The organism is Bradyrhizobium guangzhouense (assembly GCF_004114955.1).
In the GTDB taxonomy this organism is placed as follows: domain Bacteria; phylum Pseudomonadota; class Alphaproteobacteria; order Rhizobiales; family Xanthobacteraceae; genus Bradyrhizobium; species Bradyrhizobium guangzhouense.
The window spans coordinates 4957970-4983327 of the sequence record NZ_CP030053.1 but is presented as its reverse complement, the minus strand read 5'-3'; the positions used below and the strand labels follow the sequence as shown (position 1 = coordinate 4983327).

Sequence of the window (25358 nt, the reverse complement as noted above, 5' to 3'; positions counted from 1 at the left end):
GTATCGACCCGAAGAATTGGGATTACTGCCCCGACGGCGTGCGCAGACCGTGCCAGGCGTCGCGGACCTGCTGGTAATGCACCTCGGGCAGATAGTCCGGCGTGTTCAGACTCAGCGTCTTGACGTCGAGATGGCCGACGGCGCTGAGCAGCGTGTAGGAGGCGATGACGCGGTCGCGCAACGCGCCGATCAGGCGGGCCCGGGCCTGGATCAGGTCGGCCTGCGAGTTCAGAACATCGACGGTCGTACGCTGTCCGCCAGCGGCCTCGCGCTGCACGCCCTGGAGTGCGACGGTCGCCGCCTTCACCTCGGACTCGGATGCCGAGACCGCGATCTTGGCGCCCTCATTGGCGACCCAGGCGCTAACCGCCGCCGTGCGCGCCTGGTTGCGGACCTGGTCGAGCACCAGCCGGCTCTGCGCCGTGACTTCCTTGGCCTGACGGGTCTGCGACGCCGCCTGGCCGCCGTCATAGATCGGCGCGGTGACGTTGGCGACGATCGAGGCCTGGTCGGTGCCGAAGGTGCCGAGCGTCTGGTCACTGTCGCGGCTGCGGCTGACGTTGCCCTGCAGGCTGGCGCTCGGCAGCAGCGCGCCCTCGGCGACGCGAATATTGGTCGAGGCGACGTCGACGTCGAAGCCCGCTGCCATCACCGCCGGGTGTTCGCGGATCGCCATCGCGATCGAATCCTCGCGGCTCTTCGGCAGATAGCGATCAACCACCTCGGCGGGACGAAGCGCGGCGGGCGCATTGCCGATCACCTGGGTGTAAGTCGCCTGGCTCACCGCAAGTGCGACCTCGGCGGCGTTGAGATCGGCAAGGCCGCGATTGAGGCGCGCCTCGGCTTGGGCGGTATCGGTCGGGGTGACGTCGCCGGCGTTGAGGCGGCGCTGGGTGATGGCGAGCGTCTCGCGAAGGAAGGCGACGTTGGAGCGTTGCGCCTCGACCAGCGACTGGTTCGCCAGCACGTTGGTGTACGCGGTGACCGCGTCAAGCAGCACGCCCTGGCCGACATTGCGCAGAGCTTCGCGGCCGGACTGTACCTGGAGTTCAGCCACGCGCACGCTGTTGGCGGTCCGGAAGCCGTTGAAAAGGGTCTGCGACACCGTGACTCCGATGGTCCAGGGCTTCAGCGTCGCGGTCTGGATGGTGTTGTCGGGAAGCAGATTGCGCACTGCTTGCAAGCCGGCGCTGAGGCTCGCCACGATCTGTGGCCGGTAGCCGGCAAGCGCCTGGGGTACGTTCTCGTCGGTGGCGCGCTGCCTTGCGCGCTCGGCATTGAGTTGCGGATTGGTCTGGTAGGCCTTGACCAGCGCCTCCGGCAGGGCCTCTGCAGAGGCCGCGGCGGGCAGGGCGCAGCACAGCCCCAGCGCGGTCCATGTCGCCAGGACAGGACCCACGCCCGATCGACGCCGCGTCATCACGCGACCAGCTCTGGCGGTACGCCCAATCATGTAATCCCGCAAACCCCGGCTGTCCGCCCCCGCCGACGGCGGCTCTCTTAACTGTTTACCCAGCGCCGGTCCCGCAGGCAAACTGCCGCGGAGGAAACCCCCATGAAATCCGTGCTTGTTGCAGGTGCGTCACACACCGATCCTGCCGCGAATGGGCTATAGGGACTTGGTGGCGCCTTCCGATTCCGTCGGGCGCCCTGCAATGCGGTCCGGACGCCACGGATGATGCCGAAATTCTTCTCCGATCCCGATGCGCTCGCGGAGGAGATCGTTCGCGACGTCGGAACCGATCTGGTGGTCGGTCTGCCGCTTGGTCTTGGCAAGGCCAATCATGTCGTCAATGCTCTCTATGCGCGGGCCTGTGCCGATCCTGACATCAAGCTGACATTGCTGTCGGCGTTGACCTTGGAAAAGCCGCGGCCGAAGGCGCTGATCGAGCGGCGGTTCATCACGCCGGTGATCGATCGCCTGTTCGGCGGGTATCCCGATCTGGCCTATCCTCAAGCGCTGCGTGAAAACCGGCTGCCGCCCAACATCAAGATCGTCGAGTTCTTCGTTCTGGCCGGCCGCTGGCTGCACGTGCCGTTGGCGCAGCAGAACTACATCTCGGCCAACTACACCCACGCGGCGAGCTATCTGCTGGCGCGGGGAATGAACGTGGTGATGCAGCTGGTGGCCAAGCGCCTCGTCGACGGCGTGCCGCGCTATAGCCTGTCCTGCAACACGGACACGACGCTGGATGTGCTGCGCGCGCGTCGTGCCGGACGTGCGTCGTTCAAGTTGATCGCGCAAGTCAATTCCGAGCTGCCATTCATGCCGGGCGAGGGCGATCTTCCGGCCGCGGAGTTTTCCGCCGTGCTGGACAGCGCGGCGACCGACTTTCCCCTGTTTGCGCCGCCGTCCGAGCCGATCTCCGATACCAGATACGCCATCGGCCTGAATGCGGCATCGACGGTGGCCGACGGCGGTACGCTGCAAATCGGCATCGGGCAGATCGGCGATGCGCTGGCGCAGGGCCTGATCCTGCGTCAGCGCAATAGCGAAGCGTTTCGCGACGTCGTCACGCGGTTGTCGCCAGGGCGGCCGGCCATTGCGCAGGAAGCCGGCCGCTTCCAGGCCGGCCTCTACGGCGTCAGCGAGATGGTGACCGAGGCGTTCATCGGCCTGATCGACGCCGGCATTCTCAAGCGTGCCATTGACGGTGTCGTGCTGCACGGCGCCTTCTTTCTCGGTCCCAAATCGTTCTATCGCGCACTGCGCGAGATGCCGCCGGACCAACTCGCACGCATCCGGATGATGCCGGTGTCGTTCACCAACGAGCTCTACAACGAGGAAGACCAGAAGCGCCGCGCCCGCCTCGACGCGCGCTTCGTCAACGTCACGATGATGGCCACGCTGCTGGGCGCGGCGGTGTCCGACGGTCTCGACGATGGCCAGGTCGTGAGCGGTGTCGGCGGGCAGTACAATTTCGTGGCCCAGGCCTTCGCGCTTCACGGCGCGCGGTCGGTCCTTGCGCTCGAGGCGACGCGGCAATCGGGTCGCGCGGTGAAATCCAACATTCTCTGGCGCTACGGCCACGAAACCATCCCGCGCCATCTGCGCGATGTCTTCGTCACCGAATACGGCGTTGCTGATCTCCGCGGCAAGTCGGATGCCGACGTGATTGCCGGCGTGCTGACGATCGCGGACTCCCGCTTTCAGGATGAGTTGGCGCGGGTCGCCAAGGATGCCGGCAAGCTGCCGCGGGGTCATGAGATCCCTTCCGCCCATCGCGAAAACCACCCTGAAAGGATCGCGGCAGCGCTGAAGCCCGCGCGCGAGGCGGGGCTGTTGCCGTCGTTCCCGTTCGGATGCGATTTCACCGAGGTCGAGCAGCGCCTGATCCCGGCGCTGGAGATCCTGCAGGGCGCGCAACATTCATCGCGCGCGCTGGCAGGCCTGCTGTGGCAGGGATCGACGCGAAAGCCTGACCGAGACGATGAGGCCTGTCTCGCTCGCCTCGGCCTCGACCGCCCCAAGACGTGGCCGGAGCGCTTCTATCGCGCCCTCGTCAGCGCGGCCTTGGTGCAGAGCCGACGCTAACTAGCTCCGCAGTCGTCCTGGCGAAGGCCAGGGCCCGTTAACCCAGGGAGAGATCGTAGCGCGAGCTGGCAACTCCGAGTCCTCGCCAAACGTCGCCCTGTGGTGATGGGGCCTGGATCTGCGCTTCGCTTGTTCAGGACGACAGAGAAAGAATCCTACCGGTTCTTGTTCACTGGCTTGCGCTTCTCGATGAACGCCGCCATGCCCTCGGAGCGGTCCTCGAGCGCGAAGGTCGAGTGGAACAGATTGCGCTCGACGCTCATGCCCTCGGCGAGCGTGGTCTCGAAGGCGCGGTTGACCGCTTCCTTGGCCATCGCGACGGCGGGCCGCGACATCGACGCGATCTTCTCCGCAGCTGCAATCGTCTCGTCCATCAGTCTGTCGGCGGGCACAACGCGGCTGACGAGGCCGCTGCGCTCGGCCTCCGCCGCATCCATCATGCGGCCGGTGAGGCAGAGATCCATGGCCTTGGCCTTGCCGATCGCACGGGTGAGACGCTGCGTGCCGCCGATGCCGGGGATGGTGCCGAGCGTGATCTCGGGCTGGCCGAACTTGGCGGTGTCGGCGGCGATGATGAAATCGCACATCATCGCGAGCTCGCAGCCGCCGCCAAGCGCATAACCCGCGACTGCGGCGATGGTCGGCTTGCGGCAGCGAGCGACGCGATCGCCGCCGATCGCGGCGAAATCTTCGGAGAACATGTCGATGAAGCCCTTCGGCTGCATCTCCTTGATGTCGGCGCCGGCGGCAAACGCCTTCTCGCTGCCGGTCAGGACGATGCAGCCGATGGCGTCATCGGCTTCGAGATCGTCGACGGCCGCGGCGATCTCGCGGAAGACGCCGAAGGAGAGCGCGTTGAGCATCTTCGGCCGGTTCAGCTTGATGATGCCGACTGCCTTGATGCTTTCGACGATGATGTGTTCGAACGTGCTCATGCTCCACCCACGCGTTTGATTGGGCGGGCAATGTGCCCGCTGGCGCGGATGCCTTCAAGGGGGCGGGAACGCGCCAGGTGAGCGCGTTCCAAGCGATCAGGCCAAGAAATCTGGCCAAGAAATCAGGCCATGAACATGCGCGCGGCCGAGGCCAATGTCAGCAGCGTGCCGACGCCGATGAAGATCTTGCCGATCAGGGAGCTCTGGTCCCAGGCCGAGCTCGGCTGGCTGCTCGCCATGACCGGGGCCGGGCGTGGCTGCGCGTCGGTCGCGGCGATCACCGCCTTCTGCGCGGGCGGGTTGTCCTGCTGCAGGGCGCGGTCGAGGTCGTTGAGCTGGTCGGGCGGCACGAGCTGGTTCTCGGCACCGGGCGCGGCGGTATTATCGGCTGCGGCCTGCACATTGTCGTTGGCCCGGCCGGTCATCGCCGAGGCTGCAGCCGCAGGCGGCGCATCCGCCGCGGGGAGCTGAGCGTTGGCGTTGGCGACCTCCGGCGGCATCTGGCTCGAGGCCTGCGCGTCGCTGTCGGTCTTGTTGTCCGTCGTGTTGTCCGTCTTGGCCTCGCCGGCCTGCGGCGTCGCGTCCGCACTATTGGTCTTGCCGGTCTTGTCGTCGGGTTTTTCCGCCGTCTTGTTCCCGGTATGGCGGCGAGAGGCGTGGTGCCGCTGCTTGCCTGCATCGGCCTGCTTGCTCGCGCTGTCCGGCTTGGCGCTCGTGGCAGAGCTCGGCGCCGCCTGAGCCGCGCCTCCGGACAGCAAAAATAGCCCGGCCAGAACAATCCATGCCGCGCGCCCGCTGGCTTTCATCATGTTGACGATCTCCCCAATTCGCCCGTCCCGGATGCGAACAGAGACCCCGGGGCATGACGACAGCGGGGCAAAAAATGGGAATCTTCGGGCCACACCGGGCAAAAAGGCGGCAAACTGACGGACACCGCAGCGCCCCCAGATGCGGGACGGACCGATCGGTGTTATGAGCCTCCGGTCTTTTCCCGGTGGGGTCCGGATTCCCTGGCGGCGCTCTGATCACGATTTCGTGATTTCAGGGTTGGCGATGTAACAAATTGAAAGAGCGGCCGAATTGCCGTGTAGGAGCGCGCGTGCGCGGACGTGAGGACGAATGGACCGACCTGATGCGGTCGGCCATGACGGGGGATGATGCTGCGTATCATCGCCTGTTGAGAGCGGTCACACCGGTGCTGCGCGCTGCTGCGAGGCGCGGCTTGGCGCGTGCCGGGCAGCCTCCCGATCAGGCCGAGGATATCGTGCAGGAAATCTTGTTGGCGGTGCATCTGAAGCGGCACACCTGGGACAGCGAAGCCCCCTTCGCCCCCTGGCTGTTCGCGATCGCGCGCAACAAGCTGATCGATGCGCTCAGGCGCCGCGGCCGGCGCGTCTTCGTCAACATCGACGATTTCGCCGAGACGCTGCCCGGGGAGGCGCCGCAGGAGACGGCCTCGGCGGGCGAGGTCACCGCCCAGCTCAACACGCTGCCGCAGCGCCAGCGCGACGTGTTGCAGTCGATTGCGGTCGACAGCGCCTCGATCAAGGATACGGCGACGAAATTTGCGATGAGCGAAGGTGCGGTGCGCGTCGCGCTGCATCGGGGGCTCGCGGCCCTGACCGCCAAACTACGGGACCACTAGTCATGGATACCGATCAACTCATTCGCACGCTCGCGGCCGACAACGCCCGCCGCCCTCCGCGCGTCGGCGCGCTGCTGACCATGGGACTGCTGGTCGCGGCGCCGTTCTCGATCCTGATCTTCGCCACCTTCCTGGGCGTGCGGCCTGACGTGATGACGGCGATGCACAACCCGTTCTTCGATACGAAGTTCGCGGTGACTTTGTCGCTGGCGATCCCCGCGATCATCATCAGCCTGCATTTGTCCCGGCCCGAAGCCCTGATGCGCGGGTGGGGCTGGCTCCTGCTGCTGCCCGTCGGCCTGCTTGCGGTTGCGATCGGCAGCGAAGCGATGATGGCGCCGGCGATGCCGATGACGATGCGGCTGGTCGGCAAGAATTCGCGGTGGTGCATGTTGGCGATCCCGGCGATGTCGCTGCCGCTTCTCGCGGGTGCCTTGTTCGGCCTGCGCCACGGTGCGCCGTCGCGACCGGCCCAGGCCGGCGCGCTCGCCGGTCTGTTGTCGGCCGGGCTCGCCGCCACGCTCTACGCCTCGCATTGCACCGATGACTCGCCGCTGTTCGTCGCGACTTGGTACACGATCGCGACCGCGATCGTGACCGCGATCGGCGCGGCGGTGGGATCGAAGATCCTGAGGTATTAAGCCGCGGACGTCGCGTTCTGCATGCGGTGGAAACGCAGCACCTGCTGTGCGGTGGAGGAGCGCAGGGCCTCGTAGGTATCGCGCAGCGACAGCATGTCGGTCTGCGAGCCGCCCGAGAGCTTTTCGCGCATGGCGACGATCGCGCGCACGCTCGACCATTGCATGCCGGCGACCTTGGCGAGGATCATCAGGCCCTCGGTGCGGCTCTCGATCATCATGTTCTCCGCGGTCTCGACCGACACCCCTGCGAGGGCCGCAAGCCCGGCATTGGCCTCGTCGAACTTGCCCTGCTCGGCGAAGGTCGCGACCTGGAATTCGTTGAGGCGACCGTCCTCATGCAGTGATTTCACCAGCGCCCGCGCCATTTCGGTCTGCCTCGTCATGGCAGCGGTGCGGACCCGCTGGGCCGCTTCCTGGACCGCGCTCGATACTTCGCTGGCAAGCTCGGGATGGGCCGCTTCCAGCTTCCTGCGAACGCTCAGGGAAGCCTTGGCGACGAGCTTCAGATAATGATGCCGTGGCAAATCGGGCCGCAGGCCGATGCAGGTGGCGAGGTCGTCGTCGCGCTCGGCGCGCGTGACGAGATCGGCGAGGCTGCTCTCGGAAAGGCGGGCGCCGTGGTTGTTGACGGTCGACTGCACCACGTCTTCGTTGCCGCGCGTGACCAGCACGTCGGTCAGCGCCTCCGACAGCACCCGCCGCAGCGAGATCGCCTTGAGGTGCGCCTGGCTCTTGCTGCGCGCGATCTCGAGCAGGGTGGTCTCGTCCAGCCGCTCAGACTTTGACAGCACGGGACCTGCGACTTCGATGACGTCGTCGAGCGCCAGCGTACGGATGATTTGCGGCGGCGCGGCTCCGATCGGCGCGAGACGATCGGCGAGCAATGCTTTTGCCGAGGTTTCGATCTGCTCGATCAGGCACTGAAAGACGTCGTCGAACACGCGGACATGATCGTCGGAATAATCCACGGCGTTGTTGATGAAGAGATCGGTGACGCGGCGTAGCGTCTCGACCCGGCGCGCGACGGTGCCGTGCGCAAGCGCCGACTGCAATTCCTCGAGCAAATTCGCGGATGACTTGACGGTCTTGGATCTCATAGCCCTGTCCTGGAGCGTTCGGTCCGGCGGCGTGTTCTCACGTGCCGGCGACAAATGGATTGGTCAACTCGTGGCAATGCGGTTGCGCCCTTGCGCTTTGGCGGAATAGAGCGTGCTGTCGGCGCGCGCGAGAAACGTGTCGGCAGTATCGTTAGCGCGCAGCGTCACGACGCCGGCGGAAATCGTCACGCGCATACCGGGCGAAAATGCGCTCCAGTCGAGCTCGGCGACGATGCTGCGCAGCCGATCGAGCATGCGCGATGCAGCCTCGCTTGCGGTGCCGGGCAGCAGCAGCAGAAATTCCTCGCCGCCATAGCGGCCAAAACGGTCATCGGGCCGGATGTTGGCGAAGATGGTGATGGCAAAGGTCCGCAGCACCTCGTCGCCGACGGGATGGCCGTGGGCGTCGTTGATGCGCTTGAACCAATCGAGATCGATCAGCGCGATGGCGCAGGGCACATTCGCCTGCCGCGACTTTTCGATCTCTGTGTCGAGCAGTCGCATGATGCAGCGGCGATTGTAGGAGCCGGTCAGCTCGTCGAGCTCGGCCAGCTCCTCGATGCGCTGATAGGCGGCCTTCAGCTCGATGCTGCGCCGGTACAGGATCTTGCGCAGCGTGGCGCCGAACAGGCCGAGGAAGGCGCACTGGCCGATCACCAGCACGAAGCACAGCATCGAGGCCGTCCGCTGAAGCCGCGTAGCGACCGGCATGCCGATCGGCAGGTCGGAGGCGAGGAAGACGGTCGCGAGGGCGCAGGTCGCGAGTGCCCAGGTCAGCATCGCCTGAACCGAGGTCATGCGCAGCGTACCGAAGGCGAAGATCAGGAACAGCACGCTGATGAAGGCGATCCCGATCGTCGGCACCGACACCAGGAAGATGAATTGCAGCGCCATATGCGCCGAGATCTGGAAGACGGTGAGATAATGGTCGTTGTGCCTGTCGCCGATGCCGGCCTCCGACATCACCACGAAGATGCCGATGATCGTGACGCCGCCGATCCAGAACAGCGACGGTACTTCAATACGGACGGCGCCGTCATAGGCATAGAGCAGCAGCACGAAGGCGCCGAGCGAATAGCTCGCGACCTGACCGACATACATCTGCCGGCGCTGCCGGATCCGGCGCGCCAGCACGCCGGGTGCAGCCTCCTCACGCGTGAGGACGAGATCCGCGGCCTCTGCGGCACTCCTCTCCGGGAAGGACGTCGCAGCCGTGTTCATGGTCCCGCCAATGGTGGATGTCAGCCGAAAAAATCTACGTGGCAAGCCTTTAGGTTTGGTATCCTTTTGCACCGAATCCGGGGAACACGGCGCGGGTGAGGGGCCTTCGTGCGGCGCGGAATTTTCGGCCAATTAGGCATCGCAAGCGATATCGCGGACCAAATCCGGCCCCGTGCGACATAAGGTGCACAGGGCCGTGTTATGGACCCGGCTTTATCGGGCCGTCTGTGCCGGCCTGCGGCAAGTCCGAAGAGAGTGTTTCCGTATTATGTTACCGTCTTTGAGCCAAACGGCCGACCGCCACGGGCGGGACAAGGAAATTGCGCGTATGTGTGGTAGATCACACAAATCCCCGTATGACTGCGGTAGGTTGAAGAATTTCACTCCTCCCGTCGAACCCTCCCCCGCATCGACCCGACCAATCTTGCGAGACGGGCTTTGAGCGTGACACAGGCGGCTACGGACGAGGTCCTGATCGCCAGGATCGCCCAAGGTGACCGGCTCGCGATGCAGGTGCTGTACGGGCGGCACCATGTCAGGGTGTACAGGTTCGGTCTGCGGCTCGTGCGGGACGAGCAGACGGCGGAAGACCTCATCAGCGAGGTGTTTCTCGACGTCTGGCGTCAGGCCGGCAAGTTCGAGGGCCGATCCGCCGTTTCCACCTGGCTCTTGGCAATCACCCGATTCAAGGCCCTGTCGGCGCTCCGGCGCAGAAAGGACTTTGAACTGGACGACGAAGCCGCCAACGCGATCGAGGATTCATCCGACGATCCGGAAACGGCGGTGCAGAAGAAGGATACGAGCGTGGCGTTGCGGGAGTGTCTGACGGGCCTCTCGCCGGACCATCGGGAAATCGTCGACCTCGTCTACTACCACGAGAAGTCCGTGGAGGAAGTGGCCGAAATCGTCGGAATCCCGGAGAACACGGTAAAGACGCGCTTGTTCTATGCGCGCAAGAAATTGGCCGAACTGCTGAAGGCAGCCGGCATTGAGCGAGGCTGGCCATGATGGCTTTGAGCAAGAAGATGCTGCAGCAAGAGCCCAGTGAGATCGAGTTGCTGCTGCCATGGCATGCCGCCGGCACGTTGAACGCGCGCGATACGCGCCGCGTCGAGGAAGCGCTCGCCAGCGATCCGGAGCTCGCAAAGCAATATGCGGCGATCCGCGGCGAATATGAAGAGACCATCCACCTGAATGAGAGCCTGGGCGCACCGTCGGCGCGCGCGATGCAGAAGTTGTTCGCCGCGATCGACGCCGAGCCGGCGCGCGCGACCGGTTCGCTGCCGCTGTCGGCACGCATCGCCACGTTCTTTGCGAGCCTTTCGCCGCGCACGCTGGCCTGGTCGGCGAGCCTGGGCGCCATCGCGCTGCTGCTGCAGGCCGGCATCATCGGCGCCGTCTTGATGAAGACGCAGACCGCGACGTTCCAGACCGCATCGCTCTCGACCGGTGCGCCGATCACGCGCGAGCTAGGTGCGGCTGCGCCTTCGCGGGCGCTCGTGCGCTTCACGCCCGAGGCGCGCGTCGGCGACATCACCGCATTGCTCGACAGCTACCAGGCCTCGATCATCGGCGATGCCAAAGGCGGCATGTTCCGCCTGCAGTTCGACAAGGCGATGAGCCAGGACGAGCTCACCGCGCTGCTTGCCAGAATGCAGCGTGAGAAGTTCGTCAACCTCGCCGTGGCGGCGCCGTAAGCGCGCCTGTCCCAATGATGCGCAAGTCCGAGAGTAAGCTGCGAGCCGGCACCTACGCTTCCTCGGCTGGAGCCGCGCTCCTGCTCGCCGCCTGTCTCGGCATCGGAGTGGCGCAGGCCCAGGCGATCATGCGCACGCCGACGATCAGCGTTCCGTCGCGTACGCCGACGATCTCTGCGAGTGTCGCGGCGAGAGCCGTAGGCGGCGGCGATCACGGTCCGCACCTGACGCCGACACTGCACGTGACGCCGACGGTTCATACCATCGCGCGGATCGCGCCGAGTTCCGTGAACCCCGTGCTGCCCTACGCGCGCTATTCGCCAAATCTCTATCCGGCCTGTTCCAACGCCTATCGCGATGCCGACGGGGAGTGCCTCGGCCAGCCGAAAGGCGGCGGCGACGGGTCCGGAAAGTCGGCCAGGAAGAGCGCCGGCAAGGGACGGGGCAACGCCACGCCCGCCGCGATCACGTCCCGCAGTTTCGCCAATGAATTCGTGGCCGAGATCGATGGCGCGCTGTCGCCGGCTGAAGCCGACGAGCTCGCCCGGCGCCACGGCCTGACCCGCGTGTCGTCCGAAACCTTCCCGCTGATCGCGGCCACGGTCGGCCTGTTCCGCATCACCGACGGCCGCTCTTACGAGACTGTTCGGCGCGAGTTCGCGGCCGACGCGAGCGTGCGCTCGCTTCAGCCGAACTTCCGTTACGTGCTGCAGGATCAGAAGCCGGCGGTGCCGACCGAAGGAGATCCGGCGCAATACGCGCTGTCCAAGCTGCATCTGCCGCAAGCGCACACGCTGGTACACGGCGCCAATGTCACGATTGCCGTGATCGATTCTGGCATCGACGCCAAGCATCCCGAACTGGCCAATTCCATTGCCGACGTTTTCGACGCTCTTGGCAGTAGCGAGGGCGCCCATGTCCATGGCACCGGTATTGCGGGTGCCATCGTGGCCCATGCCAAGCTGATGGGCAGCGCGCCGGAAGCACGCATCATCGCCATCAGAGCTTTCGGCGGCACCGCCGGCGGTGCGGAGAGTTCGTCCTACATCATCCTGCGCTCGCTCAACTACGCCGCCGAGCACGGCGCCCAGATCGTCAATATGAGCTTTGCCGGCCCGAAGGACGCCGTGATCGAGCGTGCGATCGCGGCCAGCGCCGAACGTGGCCTGGTACTGATCGCGGCCGCCGGCAATGCCGGCGCCAAATCGCCGCCGCTCTATCCTGCTGCAAATCCCAACGTGATCGCCGTCAGCGCGACCGACCAGCAGGACAAGTTGTTCACCGCGTCCAACCGCGGCAATTACATCGCGCTGGCCGCGCCCGGCGTCGACATTTTCCTGCCGGCGCCTGACGGCAAATACCAGATCACGTCGGGCACCTCGTTCTCGGCGGCCTATGTCTCCGGAGTCGCGGCATTGCTGCTGGAACGCAATTACACCCTGAAGCCGGAAGCGCTGCGCATGACGCTGGCGAAGACGGCGCGCGACCTCGGTTCACCCGGGCGTGACGACCTCTTTGGCGACGGCGAGCCCGATGCGTTTGCCGCGGTCATGACCGTTCCGGCCGACAGCACGACGCCGGTCGCGGCCGCCGCTGCTACAACTAAACGTGAAGATGCCGAGAAGCGTCGCGACGACCCCAACATCCGCGCGATCGAGCAGCCCTCGCTGTCGAGCGCCGACGATAAATCCGCGATTTCTCAGACGGATAGGCCGGCGGCGCGATAGCCCCTGCGACGACATTGCGGGCGGGTCAAAGGTTAAAAAATCGAGCGCCCGGATTGAACGTTCAGCCTGCTGCCACGACCAAATGATGTGGGAGCGGTCATCCCTCCCCATCAGTCATATCAGGCGCGAGCGCCCATCCACCCCAAGCGCCCATATGGCTCGACCCGTCCGGTTGTCCCCCCGGACGGGTCTTTTCTTTCGTGTCGGATTTCTTGAAGCGTCATGCGAGATCAGCTTGCGGTTGAGGCCGCGGGAGGGTCGCCGTCGGTTTCTCGCCGACGTCGCGCGGCAGGTCCGCCATGCTTGTGCGAAGCTTGACTCCTAAACTGCCGAGAACTCCGCGTGACTACGGTGTTTTGTGACCAAAGCCGCGTCGTTGCTGGACAAGTCAAAACTTTTCCACAAAATATTCACGTCGCCTCTAGATTGATTCGTGTGCGTTGCGTCGCGTCCGTACTCTTCTCCTGACGGGCTGATTTATGACTCATCGCCATAACGCTGGCCAAGGCGCGGCCAGCCGTGAAATTGCGGCACGCTGGTGCGCTCTCGCAGAGCAGCGGCTGGAGCATCTCTCCGAAATGTTCGAGACCGGGCGGTGGCGTCGCTACCATTCCGAACTCGCATTCCTCGAAAACATCCAGGAAGCCAAGCGCGCGGTCCAGACCTGGCGCGCCCTTGCGAATGGCGAGGACGTCGCCGCGGCCGCCGCGAGCGTGACCTCTGCATTCGGCTGGTCGCCGGCGACCATGCCGCGCGTGTTTCCCCGCGAGCAGGCCCAGACCGTGCAGCCAAAAGCGGTGCATATCGAGCCCGAGACCTCCGTTCCGGTCAGGCTCGAGCCCGAGCCCGATATCCTCGCTGAAATCGTCGAGGCGCCCATTGCACCGGCCGCCCCGATGGCGCCAGTCGCTCCGCCTGCACGGGTTGCTCCGGCAATTCGGATCGCTCCGGCTCAACGGATCGCTCCGACTGCGCCGGCAGCGTCCATCGCATCGTTCCTGCAGACCTTCACCCCGCCCGCCGACGACATCGTCGCGGCCCCCGAGCGCGTGGTCGAATTCACCTTCAGCCTCGACGGCATCGAAGCCAAGTACCCGCTGCTGCGGAATACGTTCTGAGGCGAGCGCGGCGCCTATTGCCGCACGGCGTTGCCGCCAATCATCACCTGTGCAAAGCGCTGCGCGCCTTCCGCGGACAGATCCGCCGTCACCGCGCGGGCATGGTCCAGGCCGACCACCGCGCCGCGCGGGGTTTCTGAGATCATGTTGTTGTTGACGAGTGCGGTGCCGGCGCCTGATACGACGGAGATGCCGATGCCGGCCAGCGCCTTGCGGATCACATTGCCCGTGATCGCGACGTCGCGCAGATATTTGCCCCAACCGGCGACGATGCCGTAGGACGGCGCGTTCTCGATCACATTGCCTGATACCGAGGTATCGGCCTCGACGTAGATGCCGACGCCGGCATCGTCGTCAGGCGCGGTGCCGATGGGGCGCTTCGGGATCAAATTGCGGATGATATTGCCTTGAACGACCGCAATACGTCCGCCCTCGTTGAAATTACAGACGGAGACGCCGACGGCGGCGCCGTCGACCGTGTTGTTGGCAATCACCGCGGCCTCGAACGAAAACTCGGAATAGAGCGCGACCTCGCGCACGTCGCTGACGCTGTTGCCTGTGATGTGGATGTTCGAGGCCGAGTTGCCGCGCACGGCCGAATAGTCGCAATTTCTGATGCGATTGCCGCGCACGATCACGTTGCCGGCGCGGAAGGCGTTGATGGCATTGCCGTACTGGCCGGAGCCACCCGGGCCGGCCTTGATATCCTCGATACGGTTGTCGGCGACGAAAGTGCCGTCGTCGCCGATGGCGGTGCGCAGGATCTCGATGCCGTTGTCGTTGGTGCCGACAATGGTGTTGCGGGACACGCTGAGGCCCCTGGCGTCGAACGAGACCACCGCAGTGACGGCGATGTCGGTAAAGATGTTGCCGGAGACGTCGCCCGACACCTGCTCCAGCCAGATGCCGCTGCCGCCCGATGTCCTGATCTCGCAATCGGTGATGCGGACGTCGCGCCCGCCGAGGACATGGATCAGTCCGCGCCGCGTCGGCAGGGGAATGCCGCCACCGTCGAAGGTGAGGCCGGTGAGGCCGATCGAATCAGAACCCTCGCTCAAGATCGCCGAGGCCCCGCCGGTGAAGACGAATTTCGTCGCGCCACGCACGCCGATCAGTTGCGCCCCCTTCGGCAGCCGCAAAAGGCCCGTGCGGTAGATTCCGGGCGGCAGCGCCAGCGGCATCTGCGCCCGCGAGGCGTCGTCGATCGCACGCTGGAGAACGCGCGTCTGATCCTCGCTGCTGCCTGGTCGCACGCCATATTGGGTCGCATCGCGGCCGAGCAGCGACGTCAGCGGCGCCGCGCGCGCGGCGTCTGAGGGCATGGCCAGCGCACCGGCAATGCCGGCGGTCGAAGCTCCGATGAGATGACGGCGGTTGAGATCCATGACGCGTCCTTCGGCGGACGCGGGGATGTCCGCGAAGGTTAGGTAGCGCAGGGCGGACGGGGCTGTCGGGATTGTTCGCGGTAGGGTTAAATGTTTACCGCAAAGATGGTGTCGTAGGGTGGGTTGGCCTGGTGCGCGAAGCGCAGTCCGTCAGACGTAACCCACCGCGATCTTTTCCCGCGGCGACAGAAGAGGTGGATTACGCGTTGCTAATCCACCCTACGAGTCCTGTGTATTCCGCGCCTTCCGTGCCATCTGCACCATCTCCATCAGCATCGCTTCTCCTGCATCCACCAACTCGTCCAGCGTGATCCGCGGAGCGCCCTTGCGCCGGACGGCGCCGCTGCGTGCAAGCAGCGGAATGTGGATGAAGGCGGCAAGTTTCGGTCCGCCGCCGCGCACCTTCTCGATCGCGCGCCAACTCAGATAGTTGCAGAGATATGCGCCGGCATCGCGCGAGGGCCGCGCATCGATGCCGGTGAGGCGGGCGGCGCGCAGCAGCCTTGCCGTATGCGGGCCGAAATTCATGGCGTCCGCATGGCCGGCGATGCCACGCTTGCTGGAGCGGGTGTTGGCGGCATCAGGCCACAGCATGGTGACGGCGTTGCGCGCGCGGCTCTCGATCCGCAGGTAAGGGGTGCGCGCGGCGAGCCCGAACATCAGCAGCGCATCCGGCTTCACCTTCGCCAGCACCTCCGGCAATTGCCGGTCGACCGCGGCATAGGTGACCGGAAAGATATGCCGTGAGATCTCGACATCACCGAGCGCGGGCCGGCGCAGTTGCGCCAGCCGCGCCACCAGCGACTGGGTCGGATTATGCGGCGCACCGGGAAACGGTCCGAAGCCGGTGAGAAGAATGCGCAGCTTCTCGCTCATTGCAGCAACTCCAAAATCCGTTCGGCCGCCAGCGCCGGCGTGAGATGCCCTTCGGCGACCTCAGCTTCGATCTTCTTTACCTTGCCCCGCATGGAGGCCTCGCTGCGCAGCCGCGCCAGCATGCGCTGCTCCAGCATCGACCACATCCATTTCACCTGCTGGTCGCGCCGCCGCGCCGCGAACTCGCCTGATGCATTCATCGCCTTGCGGTGATCCAGGACCTTCTGCCACAGCTCGGCAATGCCGGTGCCGGCCAGCGCCGAATAGGTGATAACGGGCGGATGCCAATGCTCGGACCTCGGCGCCAGGATGTGCAGCGCGCCGCGATAGTCGGCGGCGGTGATGTTGGCGCGCTTGAGATTGTCGCCATCGGCCTTGTTGATCGCGATCATGTCGGCGAGCTCGACCAGGCCCTTCTTGATGCCTTGCAGCTCGTCGCCGCCGCCCGGCAGCATGAGTGCGAGGAAGAAATCGGTCATGTCGCAGACCGCGGTCTCGGACTGGCCGATGCCGACGGTCTCGACCAGCACGACGTCGAAGCCGGCGGCCTCGCACAGCAGCATCGCCTCGCGGGTTTTTGCGGCGACGCCGCCGAGCGTGCCCGAGGATGGCGAGGGGCGAATGAAGGCGTCGCTGGAGGCCGACAGCCGCGCCATCCGCGTCTTGTCGCCGAGGATCGAGCCGCCGCTGCGCGCCGAGGACGGATCGACCGCGAGCACCGCCACCTTGTTGCCCTGCTCGATCAGATAGGTCCCGAGCGCATCGATGGTGGTGGATTTGCCGACGCCGGGTGAGCCGGTGATGCCGACGCGGACGGCCTTGCCGGTGTCGGGCAGCAGCATCTGCACGAGCTCGCGCGCCTGCGCCTGGTGATCGCCACGCCGGCTCTCCACGAGCGTGATGGCGCGCGCGAGCGCCGCGCGATGGCCGGCGCGGAGGTCGCGGGCGAGGGTGGTGATATCGAGCGAAGTCTTCTTCTCAACCATGCCCTGCTTTACAACGGCGGAAGCAGGCAGGCGAGAGCCCGTCAAGCCTTGGCAAAGCCGGCGGCCTTCATGGCCTGGCCCATCTGGCTGTCGGCCTCGTCCATGAAGGTTTGGAAGCCGCTTGCATCCCGCCATACGGTGCCGAAGCCCCGCCCGGTCATGAAGTTCTTGAATGCGGCGGAGTCGTACACCGTCTTCAAGGCCCCGGTCAGCCTGGTCGCGATCTCCGGAGGCAGGCCCTTGGGCCCAGCGATGCCGCGCCATGAGCTGGTGGAATAGTCGACGCCGAGCGCCTCCTTCAGCGTCGGGACGTCGGGAAAGCTCGGATTGCGCGCGTGCGCCATGATCGCGAGGCTCCGGGCCTGGCCGGCCTCGATGGTCGCGCGCGCCTCCGGCACCGAGCACGTGGTGAGATCGATGCTGCCCGCGACGAGGTCCTGCATGGCCGGTGCCGCACCGTTCGAGGGGGACCACGTGACCTGGTTCGCCGGCAATCCCAACGCCTGCATCCAGCCGACGAGGGCGAGATGCCAGATGCCGCCTTGTCCGGTGCCCGATGCCTTGAACCGTCCCGGCGGCGCCAGCTTGAGGGCCTCGGTCAGCTCCTTCACGGTCTTGTACGGCGAGGAGGCGGCCACCTGGATGCCCGGCGGATCTTCGTTCATCAGCGCGAGCGGCATGAAGTTTCGCGGCGTCAGGTGCGTCACGGCCTGCCAATGCAGCATCGCGATTTCCACGGTGATCATGCCGATCGTGTAGCCATCCGGCGGCGCGGTTACGATCTCGGCGTGGCCGATAACGCCAGACCCTCCGGTGAGGTTGACGACGTTGAACGGCTGGCCGAGTTCCTGCTGGAGGAGCGTTGCAATGATGCGTGCCGTTGCATCGGTGCCGCCACCGGCCCCCCAGGGTACGATCAGGGTCACCGGCCGCGCCGGATAGGCTTGCGCGCGCGCAGGGGAGAAGAAAGCCGAAGTGGCTGCAGCCACAGAAGAAGCCGCGAAAGCGCGGCGGGTGATTCCTGGCATCAATGTTCCCGGCATCGCCCTCGGGAATCGGGCTCGCGTTATCGCACCATGCTACGCAGCTTTGCGCGGAGGTCGCAAGCGGCAGCCCTGCGGCCCCGCGCACAGCGGGTTCCGTCCCTGCTATTGTTCGTCAGCATCGGCCTTTGGCCGTGCGCCGCCGAAGATGCGCGCGCCTTCCGGCGTGAGATAGGGCTTCAACGTCTCCCACGGAACGAAGGCGACATATTGGCCCTCGGCGTAGGGGCCGACGGCATAGGGCGGGTAGTGGAAGGTGAGGCCGGAACTCTTGCCTGTCTCGGTCGACGGCGCGAGCGTCACGGCGCCGATCTTGAGCAGGCTCGGCTCGACGCCCTTGAACCAGTCCTCGGTGGCGGTCTCGCCGCTGTCGCGTTTCTTCTTCTCGATCTTGAGCGAAGCGATCACGGCTTTCACCATCGCCTTCATGGTGGCGCCATTGTCGGCGGTCTCGGTGAAGAACGGGCGAATCGAGATGCGCTTGTTCTCGGCCTTGTCCCACAGGATCGTGTTCACGTCCGAATTGGGGTGCGCGCCATGGGTGTCCATGTAATCGTCGCGCAGGATGCTGACATAGCGATCGGCAACGACAGAGCGGATCGAATATTTGCGTTCGAAGTCCCAGCCGCCGTCCTTGAAGAATTGCGGATCCTGCTTGCGAGAGGCCGCGGCGTCAGCCGCGTTCTTGTCGAGCCATTTCTTGCCGTCGGCCAGACAATTGGCCGCGAGCGGCGCGTCGGCCTTGATCTTGTCGTCGAGAAAGACGCGCGCATCGATGTTCCTGTTCTTGACCGCGGCGTCGGGCTTGGGATCGGCGGCGAAGGAGGGAGAGGCCAGGGCGATCGTCGCGATAGCAGACAGGATCGCGAGCAAGCCGGCCCGCACATTTGCACGAAGATATGTCACTTCAATATCCATCAATTCCGTATCCGACCGCCGTCGCGGCGATGCCGTCGCGGCGACGCCGTCGAGGATGTCTGCCTCAACGTAATGACCGCAAGATGAACCCGCGCAGAACGCACGGTGTGAACAGCGGGACGTGAAGATTGATCGCAGTAGCGCGCCCGCGGGTTTGATGCTTCAAGCCGAACAGCGGCGGAGTTACTCCGCCGCCTCGCTGTGCCCGAGCCGGGCGTTCAGCTTGCGGATCAGTTCCTCCGCCGCTTCCGCGATCACGGTGCCCGGCGGGAAGATCGCCTCGGCGCCGGCCGCATAGAGCGCCTCGTAATCCTGCGGCGGCACCACGCCGCCGACGATGATCATGATGTCCTCGCGGCCCTGCTTCTTCAGCGCGGCCTTGAGTTCAGGCACGGCCGTGAGATGGGCTGCGGCCAGCGAGGAAACGCCGAGGATGTGGACGTCGTTCTCGACCGCCTGGCGGGCCGCCTCATCCGCGGTGGCAAACAGCGGTCCGATGTCGACGTCGAAGCCGATATCGGCGAATGCGGACGCAATCACCTTCTGGCCGCGGTCGTGCCCATCCTGGCCGATCTTGGCGACCAGGATGCGCGGGCGGCGGCCTTCCGCCTCCTCGAAAGCGTCGATCAGCGCCTGAACCTTCTCGACCTGGTTGCCCATGCTGGACGCCTCCCGCTTGTAGACGCCGGTGATCGACTTGATTTCGGCACGGTGCCGGCCGAACACCTTTTCCATCGCGTCCGAAATCTCGCCGACGGTCGCCTTGGCCCGCGCAGCATCAATGGCGAGCGCAAGCAGGTTGCCATTGCCTTCGCCGGCCGAACGCGTGATCGCGGCAAGCGCGGCGTCGACGTCCGTCTGGTTGCGCTCGGATTTCAGCCGCGTCAGCTTGTCGATCTGCAGGCGGCGAACATTGGTGTTGTCGACCTTGAGGATGTCGATCGGCGTCTCGTCCGTCGGCTTGTACTTGTTGACACCGATCACCGCCTGCTTGCCGGCATCGATGCGGGCTTGCGTCTTGGCGGAGGCCTCCTCGATGCGCAGCTTCGGCACGCCGGCCTCGATCGCCTTGGCCATGCCGCCGAGCTCCTCGACCTCCTGGATGTGGCCCCAGGCCTTGGCCGCGAGGTCACGCGTCAGCCGCTCGACATAATAGGAACCGCCCCAAGGATCGATGATGCGGGTGGTGCCGCTCTCCTGCTGGAGGAACAGCTGGGTGTTGCGGGCGATGCGCGCCGAGAAGTCGGTCGGCAGCGCCAGCGCCTCGTCGAGCGCATTGGTGTGCAGCGACTGGGTGTGACCTTGCGTCGCTGCCATCGCCTCGACCGTCGTGCGCATCACGTTGTTGAAGACATCCTGCGCGGTCAGCGACCAGCCTGATGTTTGCGAATGCGTGCGCAGCGACAGCGAGCGCGGGTCCTTCGGGTTGAAGGGTTTGAGCAGCTTCGCCCAGAGCAGTCGCGCGGCGCGCAGCTTGGCGACCTCCATGAAGAAGTTCATGCCGATCGCCCAGAAGAACGACAGTCGCGGCGCGAAGCGGTCGACGTCGAGGCCGGCGGCAAGTCCGGCGCGCAGATATTCGACGCCATCGGCGAGCGTATAAGCGAGCTCGAGGTCCTGCGTCGCGCCGGCCTCCTGCATGTGATAGCCGGAGATCGAGATCGAATTGTATTTCGGCATCTTTTGCGAGGTGTACGCAAAAATGTCCGAGATGATCCGCATCGAGGGCGCGGGCGGATAGATGTAGGTGTTGCGCACCATGAATTCCTTCAGAATGTCGTTCTGAATGGTGCCCGAGAGCTTTTCCGGCGGAACGCCCTGTTCCTCGGCGGCCGCGACATAGAGCGCGAGGATCGGCAGCACCGCGCCGTTCATGGTCATGGACACGCTCATCTGGTCGAGCGGAATCCCTGCAAACAGCGTGCGCATGTCGTAGATGGAATCGATCGCGACGCCGGCCATGCCGACGTCGCCGCCGACGCGCGGATGGTCACTGTCATAGCCGCGATGGGTGGCGAGGTCGAAAGCGACCGAAAGACCCTTCTGCCCGGCCGCGAGGTTGCGACGGTAGAACGCGTTGGAATCCTCCGCCGTGGAGAAGCCGGCATATTGCCTGATGGTCCAGGGCTGGTTGACATACATGGTCGGGTAGGGGCCGCGCAGGAACGGCGCGATGCCCGGATAGGTCTCGAGGAAATCGAGCCCGGCAAGGTCAGCCTCGCCGTAAGCGGGTTTTACGGGAATGCCTTCGGGCGTCAGCCATGGCTCGGCGCTGCCTGACGGCGCGGCGGTTGCGGTTCGCTCGAACGCGACATCGGCGAAATTGGGAATGCGGCTCATGGCCTCCACCATATCATCGGCGCTCAATCATGATCCGGGTGCTGATGGCTGACGATGGTCGCCATCTTCTCCGGCCCGTAATTCTGCTGCGTGGTTTGGCTCGGCAGGTTGGAGATTCCGACAACCCAGCCGAGGCGCGATTCAGTTCCGTATTGCCGCGTCGGCACCAGCCGGTCAGGTCGGTCGAACGCGCCGGTCATGATCTCGATCCGCTCGCCGTCGATGCGACGGAAGCTCAGCGGCGTGCCGCAGGCAGCACAAAAATCGCGCATCGCGATCGTGGAGGATTGGAATGCGGACGGTGTGCCTTTGGTCCAGGCAAAATCCGTCCGGTTGATGTCGGCGAAGGAGGCGAAGGGCGCGCCGCTCGCCTTCTGGCACATCCGGCAGTGGCAGATCGACACCTTGTTGGGTGTTGCCGAAATCGCAAAGCGCACCGCCCCGCATTGGCAGCCGCCGGTCAGAACGGGTTTGCTTGCGTCGGTCATGCCAGCTCCATCAGGACATAAGCGTCTTGCAGCGTCGCAAGCGCGTCGGCCCCGGCGAAGACGAAGCCCGTGACACCGGCCGCGCGCAAGGCCGCCTCGGCCTCGGCCGGACGGCCTGCCAGATAGATATGTCGCGCGCCCGCCGTTTGCAGGGCCTTCGCGGCGGCTTCGGCGTGTTCCGCATAGGCCTTGTCGCTGGAACACAGGCAGGCGAGCTCCGCGCCTGATACCTTGAAGGCCGCAGCCAGCTTGGCCGGATCGGCAAAACCGTCGCTGTCGATGGCTTGGATGCCGCCGGCCTCGAAGAAGCTTTTTGCGAATGTCGCGCGCGCGGTAAAATCGGCAGGCGTGCCGAGATTGGCCAGGAACACGCTGGGCCGCGCGCCTTGCGCTTTCAGCGCCGCATCCGATTTGTCGCGCAGCGCCTCGAACGGCTGCGCCAGGCGGATCGGCGCAAGCGCGTCAAACTTGTATTTGGCATCGCCATAAGGCGCGAGCGCGATGGGCATCGCCTTCAGCACGGCCGTCTCGCCCTCATGCAGGTTCGGAAACTCGCTGGCGCCGGTCAGCACGTCGCGGCGCTTGGCGATGTTGGCCTCGCGCGCCTTGCGCGTGGACGCGACCTTGCCCTGAAACAGGCCCTGCTGAAGCGCGGCAAAGGCGCCGCCGGCCTTCTCGCTCTCCTGAAACAGCGCCCAGGCCGCTTCGCAAAGCTGCGCCGTGAGCGTCTCGATGCCGCCGGATCCCGCCGCGGGATCGCTGACCTTGGCGAGGTTGCTTTCTTCGAGCAGCAGGGCTTGTGTGTTGCGTGCAACGCGCCGCGCGAACGGATCAGGCAGTCCGAGCGCCAGCGTATGCGGCAGCACGGTGATCGCATCGGCGCCTGCCAGCCCGGCCGCGAATGTCGCGATGGTCGCGCGCAGCATGTTCACATAGGGGTCACGCTGCGTCAGCATGCGCCAGGCCGTATCGGCGGCAATGAACAGCGGCTTCGGCGCCAGGCCGCAGGCGGCCTCGACGCGCGCCCAGAGCAATCGCAGCGCGCGGAACTTCGCCATGGTCAGGAACTGGTCGGCGTCAGCTGCGAGCCGCGCATAGACCATGCCTTGCGCCTGCGCGAGCGGCACGCCGGCGCCCTCGATCGCACGCAGATAGGCGACGCCGCAGGCAAGCACGAAAGCGAGCTCCTGCACCTCCGAGCCGCCGGCATCGTGGATCACGCGTCCGTCGGCGGAGGCAAATGGTCCCTTGAAGCCGAGCGCGGCAAGGCCCTTGATGCCGCCCGTGACGGCGGGAACGATCTCTTCCCAGCTGTAGGGGCTGCTTCCCCACACTGCGCAGGCCGCGAGCGGATCGAGCCCGAAGCGGATGTCGCAGGCGGCGGGATCGACGCCGTTGCTCTTCACATATTCCGCGAAATGGATCGCGGCCATCCGCGATTGTGGACCGATCTGAAGCTCGATGCCGATGCCGGCGTCGAGGTGAATGTCCTTCAGCACCTTGGCAACCGCATCCGCCGTCGGTTCCAGGCCGAAGCCATGACTGCCGGCGCCGCCGGCGAACACGAGCGAAAGTCCCGTGGCGCCGTTCTCCAGATCGATCAGTGCCTGCGCGTTCGCTGCGAGCGCATCGGGATGATCGATCCGCTGCATGACCTGCCATGGCGCGGCCGCCGGCCGCCCCGCCACCGGCGCTGCGCCCTTGGCGCGCGGATAGAGCGGCTCGATCTTGAGACCGTCATAGGTCTTGCCGACCAGCTTCTCGAACGGCGCTCCCTTCAGCACGCCGTCGACCAGCTTGCGCCAGTCCGCGTCCGTCGCCTTGGGAAAATCGGCCGCCAGCGGCAGATCGTCAGTCACGGAGGTCATACGGTCAGGGGCTCCCGAACATCTCGACATTCGCAGCGAATTTGCCACGGCGGGCCGCCTCTGCAAACGGTCGATTTTGGTTAACCGGTATCCGAAAGCCGCTCAATGCCTTGCGTCGAGACGCTGGTGAGGGCGTCACGCACGCGAAGGCCCGAGATGACGCGATCGGCTGCGATTTCGGCCAGCGGCACCAGCACGAAAGCGCGTTCGAACAGGCGGGGATGCGGCAGGGTCAGGTCGGGCTTGTTCATCGACACATCGTCATAGGCGATCATGTCGAGATCGAGCGTGCGCGGACCCCAGCGCCGATCCTTGTCGCGCGTACGGCCGAATTTCTGCTCGACTTTCTGCATCACGAACAACAGCGCATGCGGATCGAGGCCGGTCTCGATCTCGACGCAGGCATTGATGAAGGGGTCCTGATCCTCGTCGCCCCAGGGTGGCGTCGCATAGTCCGAAGAGCGCGCGATCAATGCGGCCTGCGCCATGCCGCAGATATGGGCGACCGCCTTTTTGAAGGTCGTGCGGACGTCGCCGACATTGCCGCCGAGTGCGATCAGCACGCTCGCCATGTCAGGGATGCCGCGAGCGCGTCAGCATCACGCCGACATCGTCGAAGATCGCGGCGATCGGCGCGTGCGGTTTGTGCACGGTGATCTTCACGGCGCGGATGCGCGGAAAGTGCGACAGGATGGCATCGGCGACCGCACCGGCCGCGCGCTCCAGCAGCTTGTAATTGGTGTTCTTGAACGCGTCCGTCGTGGTCGCCACCACGTCGGCATAGGAGACCGTATCGCCAAGCCGGTCGCTGCGTGAAGGCTCCGACAAATCGGTGTAGAGCTCGAGGTCGATCACGAAGCGCTGGCCGACTTTGGTTTCATGATCCAGCACGCCATGGCGCGCATGGATCGACAGGCCGGTCACAAAGATCGTATCTGTCATTGTTTGCTCTCGATTGCGTTGGCGACCCGCAGGGCCTGCAGGGTCTCGGCGACGTCATGGGTCCGGATGATCCTCGCCCCCTTCTGCGCGGCAATCAGATGCGCGGCGATCGAGCCGGCCAGCCGCTCTTTCGGCTCCGAGGGCGCTACCGAGGCGATGAAACGCTTGCGCGAAGCGCCGACCAGGATCGGCAGGCCGAACATGTCGAGTTCGCGCAAGCGCGCCAGCGCGATCATGCTCTGCTCGGCGGTCTTGCCGAAGCCGATGCCGGGATCGAGCACGATGTTGTCGCGCGCGATGCCGGCCTTGGCCGCGATGTCGAGCGAGCGCATGAAGAACGCCTTCATATCCGCGACGATGTCGATGGCGGAATCGACGGTCTCGCGGTTGTGCATGACGATGACAGGGACGCCTCTCGCCGCCACCAGCGGAGCCATGGCGGCGTCGCGCTGCAGCCCCCAGACGTCGTTGGCGATGGCGGCACCCTGGTCGAGTGCGAAGGCGACAACCTCCGCCTTCATGCTGTCGATCGAAACAGGCACGCCCAGCGCAACGATGCCTGCCAGCACCGGCTTGAGCCGGGCCAACTCGTCGGCGGCCGTCACCGGCTGCGCGCCCTTGTAGGGCCGGGTGGATTCCGCACCGAGATCGATGATGTCGACGCCATCCGCAATCATCGCCCGCGCCCGTGCCAGCGCCTGTTCCGGCGCGATGAAATCGCCGCCGTCGGAGAAGGAGTCGGGCGTCACGTTCAGCACGCCCATCACCGCCGGCAGCGGCCGGCCCACGAGCGTCCGCAGCACGTCTGGCCCGGCCGAGCCGGCCGGCGGGACGGATGGGGAGGGCGAGGCATTCATGCGCGAGGCTTTGCGCGGTCGGGGAAGGGGAGTCAAGAC

23 protein-coding genes are annotated in these 25358 nt (G+C 65.6%); 7 read left to right on the top strand and 16 right to left on the bottom strand.

Features of this window, described 5'->3' with window-relative positions:
* Positions 1-22 precede the first annotated feature (22 nt).
* Entirely contained in the window at positions 23-1420 is a 1398-nt protein-coding gene (locus XH91_RS23955) for a TolC family outer membrane protein (RefSeq protein ID WP_164933997.1), read from the bottom strand.
* Between the two features lie 258 nt (positions 1421-1678).
* Between XH91_RS23955 and XH91_RS23950 the strand changes: the two genes are divergently transcribed.
* On the top strand, positions 1679-3535 hold the full coding sequence (locus XH91_RS23950; protein WP_128954975.1) for an acetyl-CoA hydrolase/transferase C-terminal domain-containing protein: 1857 nt from the start codon (positions 1679-1681) through the stop codon (positions 3533-3535).
* Positions 3536-3690: 155 nt separating this feature from the next.
* On the opposite strand, the gene XH91_RS23945 is transcribed toward XH91_RS23950, so the two are convergent.
* The gene (locus XH91_RS23945) at positions 3691-4470 is read right to left on the bottom strand and encodes an enoyl-CoA hydratase (protein ID WP_128952857.1); all 780 of its coding nucleotides are present in this window, start codon (positions 4468-4470) and stop codon (positions 3691-3693) included.
* 122 nt (positions 4471-4592) lie between these two features.
* Positions 4593-5279 carry a hypothetical protein gene (locus XH91_RS23940; RefSeq protein WP_128952856.1) on the bottom strand — a complete coding sequence of 229 codons (687 nt, stop codon included), beginning with the start codon at positions 5277-5279 and terminating at the stop codon, positions 4593-4595.
* Positions 5280-5569: 290 nt separating this feature from the next.
* Between XH91_RS23940 and XH91_RS23935 the strand changes: the two genes are divergently transcribed.
* Both XH91_RS23935 and XH91_RS23930 read left to right on the top strand, forming a co-directional pair.
* Positions 5570-6115, top strand: a complete 546-nt coding sequence (locus XH91_RS23935) for a sigma-70 family RNA polymerase sigma factor (RefSeq protein WP_128952855.1) — start codon at positions 5570-5572, stop codon at positions 6113-6115.
* 2 nt (positions 6116-6117) lie between these two features.
* Positions 6118-6756 carry an NrsF family protein gene (locus tag XH91_RS23930; protein WP_128952854.1) on the top strand — a complete coding sequence of 213 codons (639 nt, stop codon included), beginning with the start codon at positions 6118-6120 and terminating at the stop codon, positions 6754-6756.
* Here the strand turns inward: XH91_RS23930 and XH91_RS23925 are convergent.
* Both XH91_RS23925 and XH91_RS23920 read right to left on the bottom strand, forming a co-directional pair.
* A complete protein-coding gene (locus tag XH91_RS23925; RefSeq protein WP_128952853.1) occupies positions 6753-7853 on the bottom strand; it encodes a DUF2336 domain-containing protein in 1101 nt (366 codons plus the stop codon). The genes XH91_RS23930 and XH91_RS23925 overlap by 4 nt on opposite strands.
* 63 nt (positions 7854-7916) lie before the next feature.
* Entirely contained in the window at positions 7917-9074 is a 1158-nt protein-coding gene (locus XH91_RS23920; protein WP_128952852.1) for a GGDEF domain-containing protein, read from the bottom strand.
* A gap of 438 nt (positions 9075-9512) precedes the next feature.
* Here XH91_RS23920 and XH91_RS23915 point away from each other — a divergent pair, with 438 nt between their 5' ends.
* The 4 genes from XH91_RS23915 (at position 9513) to XH91_RS23900 (ending at position 13616) form a co-directional block, all read left to right on the top strand.
* Positions 9513-10082, top strand: coding sequence for a sigma-70 family RNA polymerase sigma factor (locus XH91_RS23915; protein ID WP_164933996.1), 570 nt, complete (start codon positions 9513-9515; stop codon positions 10080-10082).
* Positions 10079-10771: a hypothetical protein gene (locus XH91_RS23910; RefSeq protein WP_128952851.1), complete on the top strand. Its 693-nt coding sequence runs from the start codon at positions 10079-10081 to the stop codon at positions 10769-10771. The genes XH91_RS23915 and XH91_RS23910 overlap by 4 nt, the downstream gene beginning before the upstream one ends.
* 14 nt (positions 10772-10785) lie before the next feature.
* Entirely contained in the window at positions 10786-12498 is a 1713-nt protein-coding gene (locus XH91_RS23905; protein WP_128952850.1) for a S8 family serine peptidase, read from the top strand.
* Between the two features lie 479 nt (positions 12499-12977).
* Positions 12978-13616 carry a TIGR03809 family protein gene (locus XH91_RS23900; protein WP_128952849.1) on the top strand — a complete coding sequence of 213 codons (639 nt, stop codon included), beginning with the start codon at positions 12978-12980 and terminating at the stop codon, positions 13614-13616.
* A gap of 14 nt (positions 13617-13630) precedes the next feature.
* On the opposite strand, the gene XH91_RS23895 is transcribed toward XH91_RS23900, so the two are convergent.
* The 11 genes from XH91_RS23895 to folP all read right to left on the bottom strand — a co-directional run bounded on the left by XH91_RS23895 (position 13631) and on the right by folP (position 25319).
* Positions 13631-15001 carry a TIGR03808 family TAT-translocated repetitive protein gene (locus XH91_RS23895; RefSeq protein WP_128952848.1) on the bottom strand — a complete coding sequence of 457 codons (1371 nt, stop codon included), beginning with the start codon at positions 14999-15001 and terminating at the stop codon, positions 13631-13633.
* 219 nt (positions 15002-15220) lie between these two features.
* Positions 15221-15877 (bottom strand): pyroglutamyl-peptidase I, encoded by a 657-nt coding sequence (locus tag XH91_RS23890; protein WP_128952847.1) that lies wholly within the window; start codon positions 15875-15877, stop codon positions 15221-15223.
* Positions 15874-16863: a methylmalonyl Co-A mutase-associated GTPase MeaB gene (gene meaB / locus XH91_RS23885; RefSeq protein ID WP_128952846.1), complete on the bottom strand. Its 990-nt coding sequence runs from the start codon at positions 16861-16863 to the stop codon at positions 15874-15876. Before meaB ends, XH91_RS23890 begins: the two co-directional genes overlap by 4 nt.
* Positions 16864-16904: 41 nt before the next feature.
* Entirely contained in the window at positions 16905-17891 is a 987-nt protein-coding gene (locus XH91_RS23880) for a tripartite tricarboxylate transporter substrate binding protein (RefSeq protein WP_128952845.1), read from the bottom strand.
* 120 nt (positions 17892-18011) lie between these two features.
* The gene (locus tag XH91_RS23875) at positions 18012-18779 is read right to left on the bottom strand and encodes an RsiV family protein (protein ID WP_245477362.1); all 768 of its coding nucleotides are present in this window, start codon (positions 18777-18779) and stop codon (positions 18012-18014) included.
* A gap of 228 nt (positions 18780-19007) precedes the next feature.
* Complete coding sequence (scpA, locus tag XH91_RS23870; RefSeq protein ID WP_128952843.1) at positions 19008-21164, bottom strand: methylmalonyl-CoA mutase; 2157 nt, start codon at positions 21162-21164, stop codon at positions 19008-19010.
* 23 nt (positions 21165-21187) lie between these two features.
* Positions 21188-21652: a GFA family protein gene (locus tag XH91_RS23865; RefSeq protein ID WP_128952842.1), complete on the bottom strand. Its 465-nt coding sequence runs from the start codon at positions 21650-21652 to the stop codon at positions 21188-21190.
* Entirely contained in the window at positions 21649-23520 is a 1872-nt protein-coding gene (locus XH91_RS23860; RefSeq protein ID WP_128952841.1) for a methylmalonyl-CoA mutase subunit beta, read from the bottom strand. Before XH91_RS23860 ends, XH91_RS23865 begins: the two co-directional genes overlap by 4 nt.
* 80 nt (positions 23521-23600) lie before the next feature.
* On the bottom strand, positions 23601-24092 hold the full coding sequence (folK, locus tag XH91_RS23855) for a 2-amino-4-hydroxy-6-hydroxymethyldihydropteridine diphosphokinase (RefSeq protein WP_128952840.1): 492 nt from the start codon (positions 24090-24092) through the stop codon (positions 23601-23603).
* 1 nt (position 24093) lies between these two features.
* Complete coding sequence (folB, locus tag XH91_RS23850; protein ID WP_128952839.1) at positions 24094-24462, bottom strand: dihydroneopterin aldolase; 369 nt, start codon at positions 24460-24462, stop codon at positions 24094-24096.
* On the bottom strand, positions 24459-25319 hold the full coding sequence (folP, locus tag XH91_RS23845) for a dihydropteroate synthase (protein WP_128954973.1): 861 nt from the start codon (positions 25317-25319) through the stop codon (positions 24459-24461). Before folP ends, folB begins: the two co-directional genes overlap by 4 nt.
* Between the last annotated feature and the right edge of the window lie 39 nt (positions 25320-25358).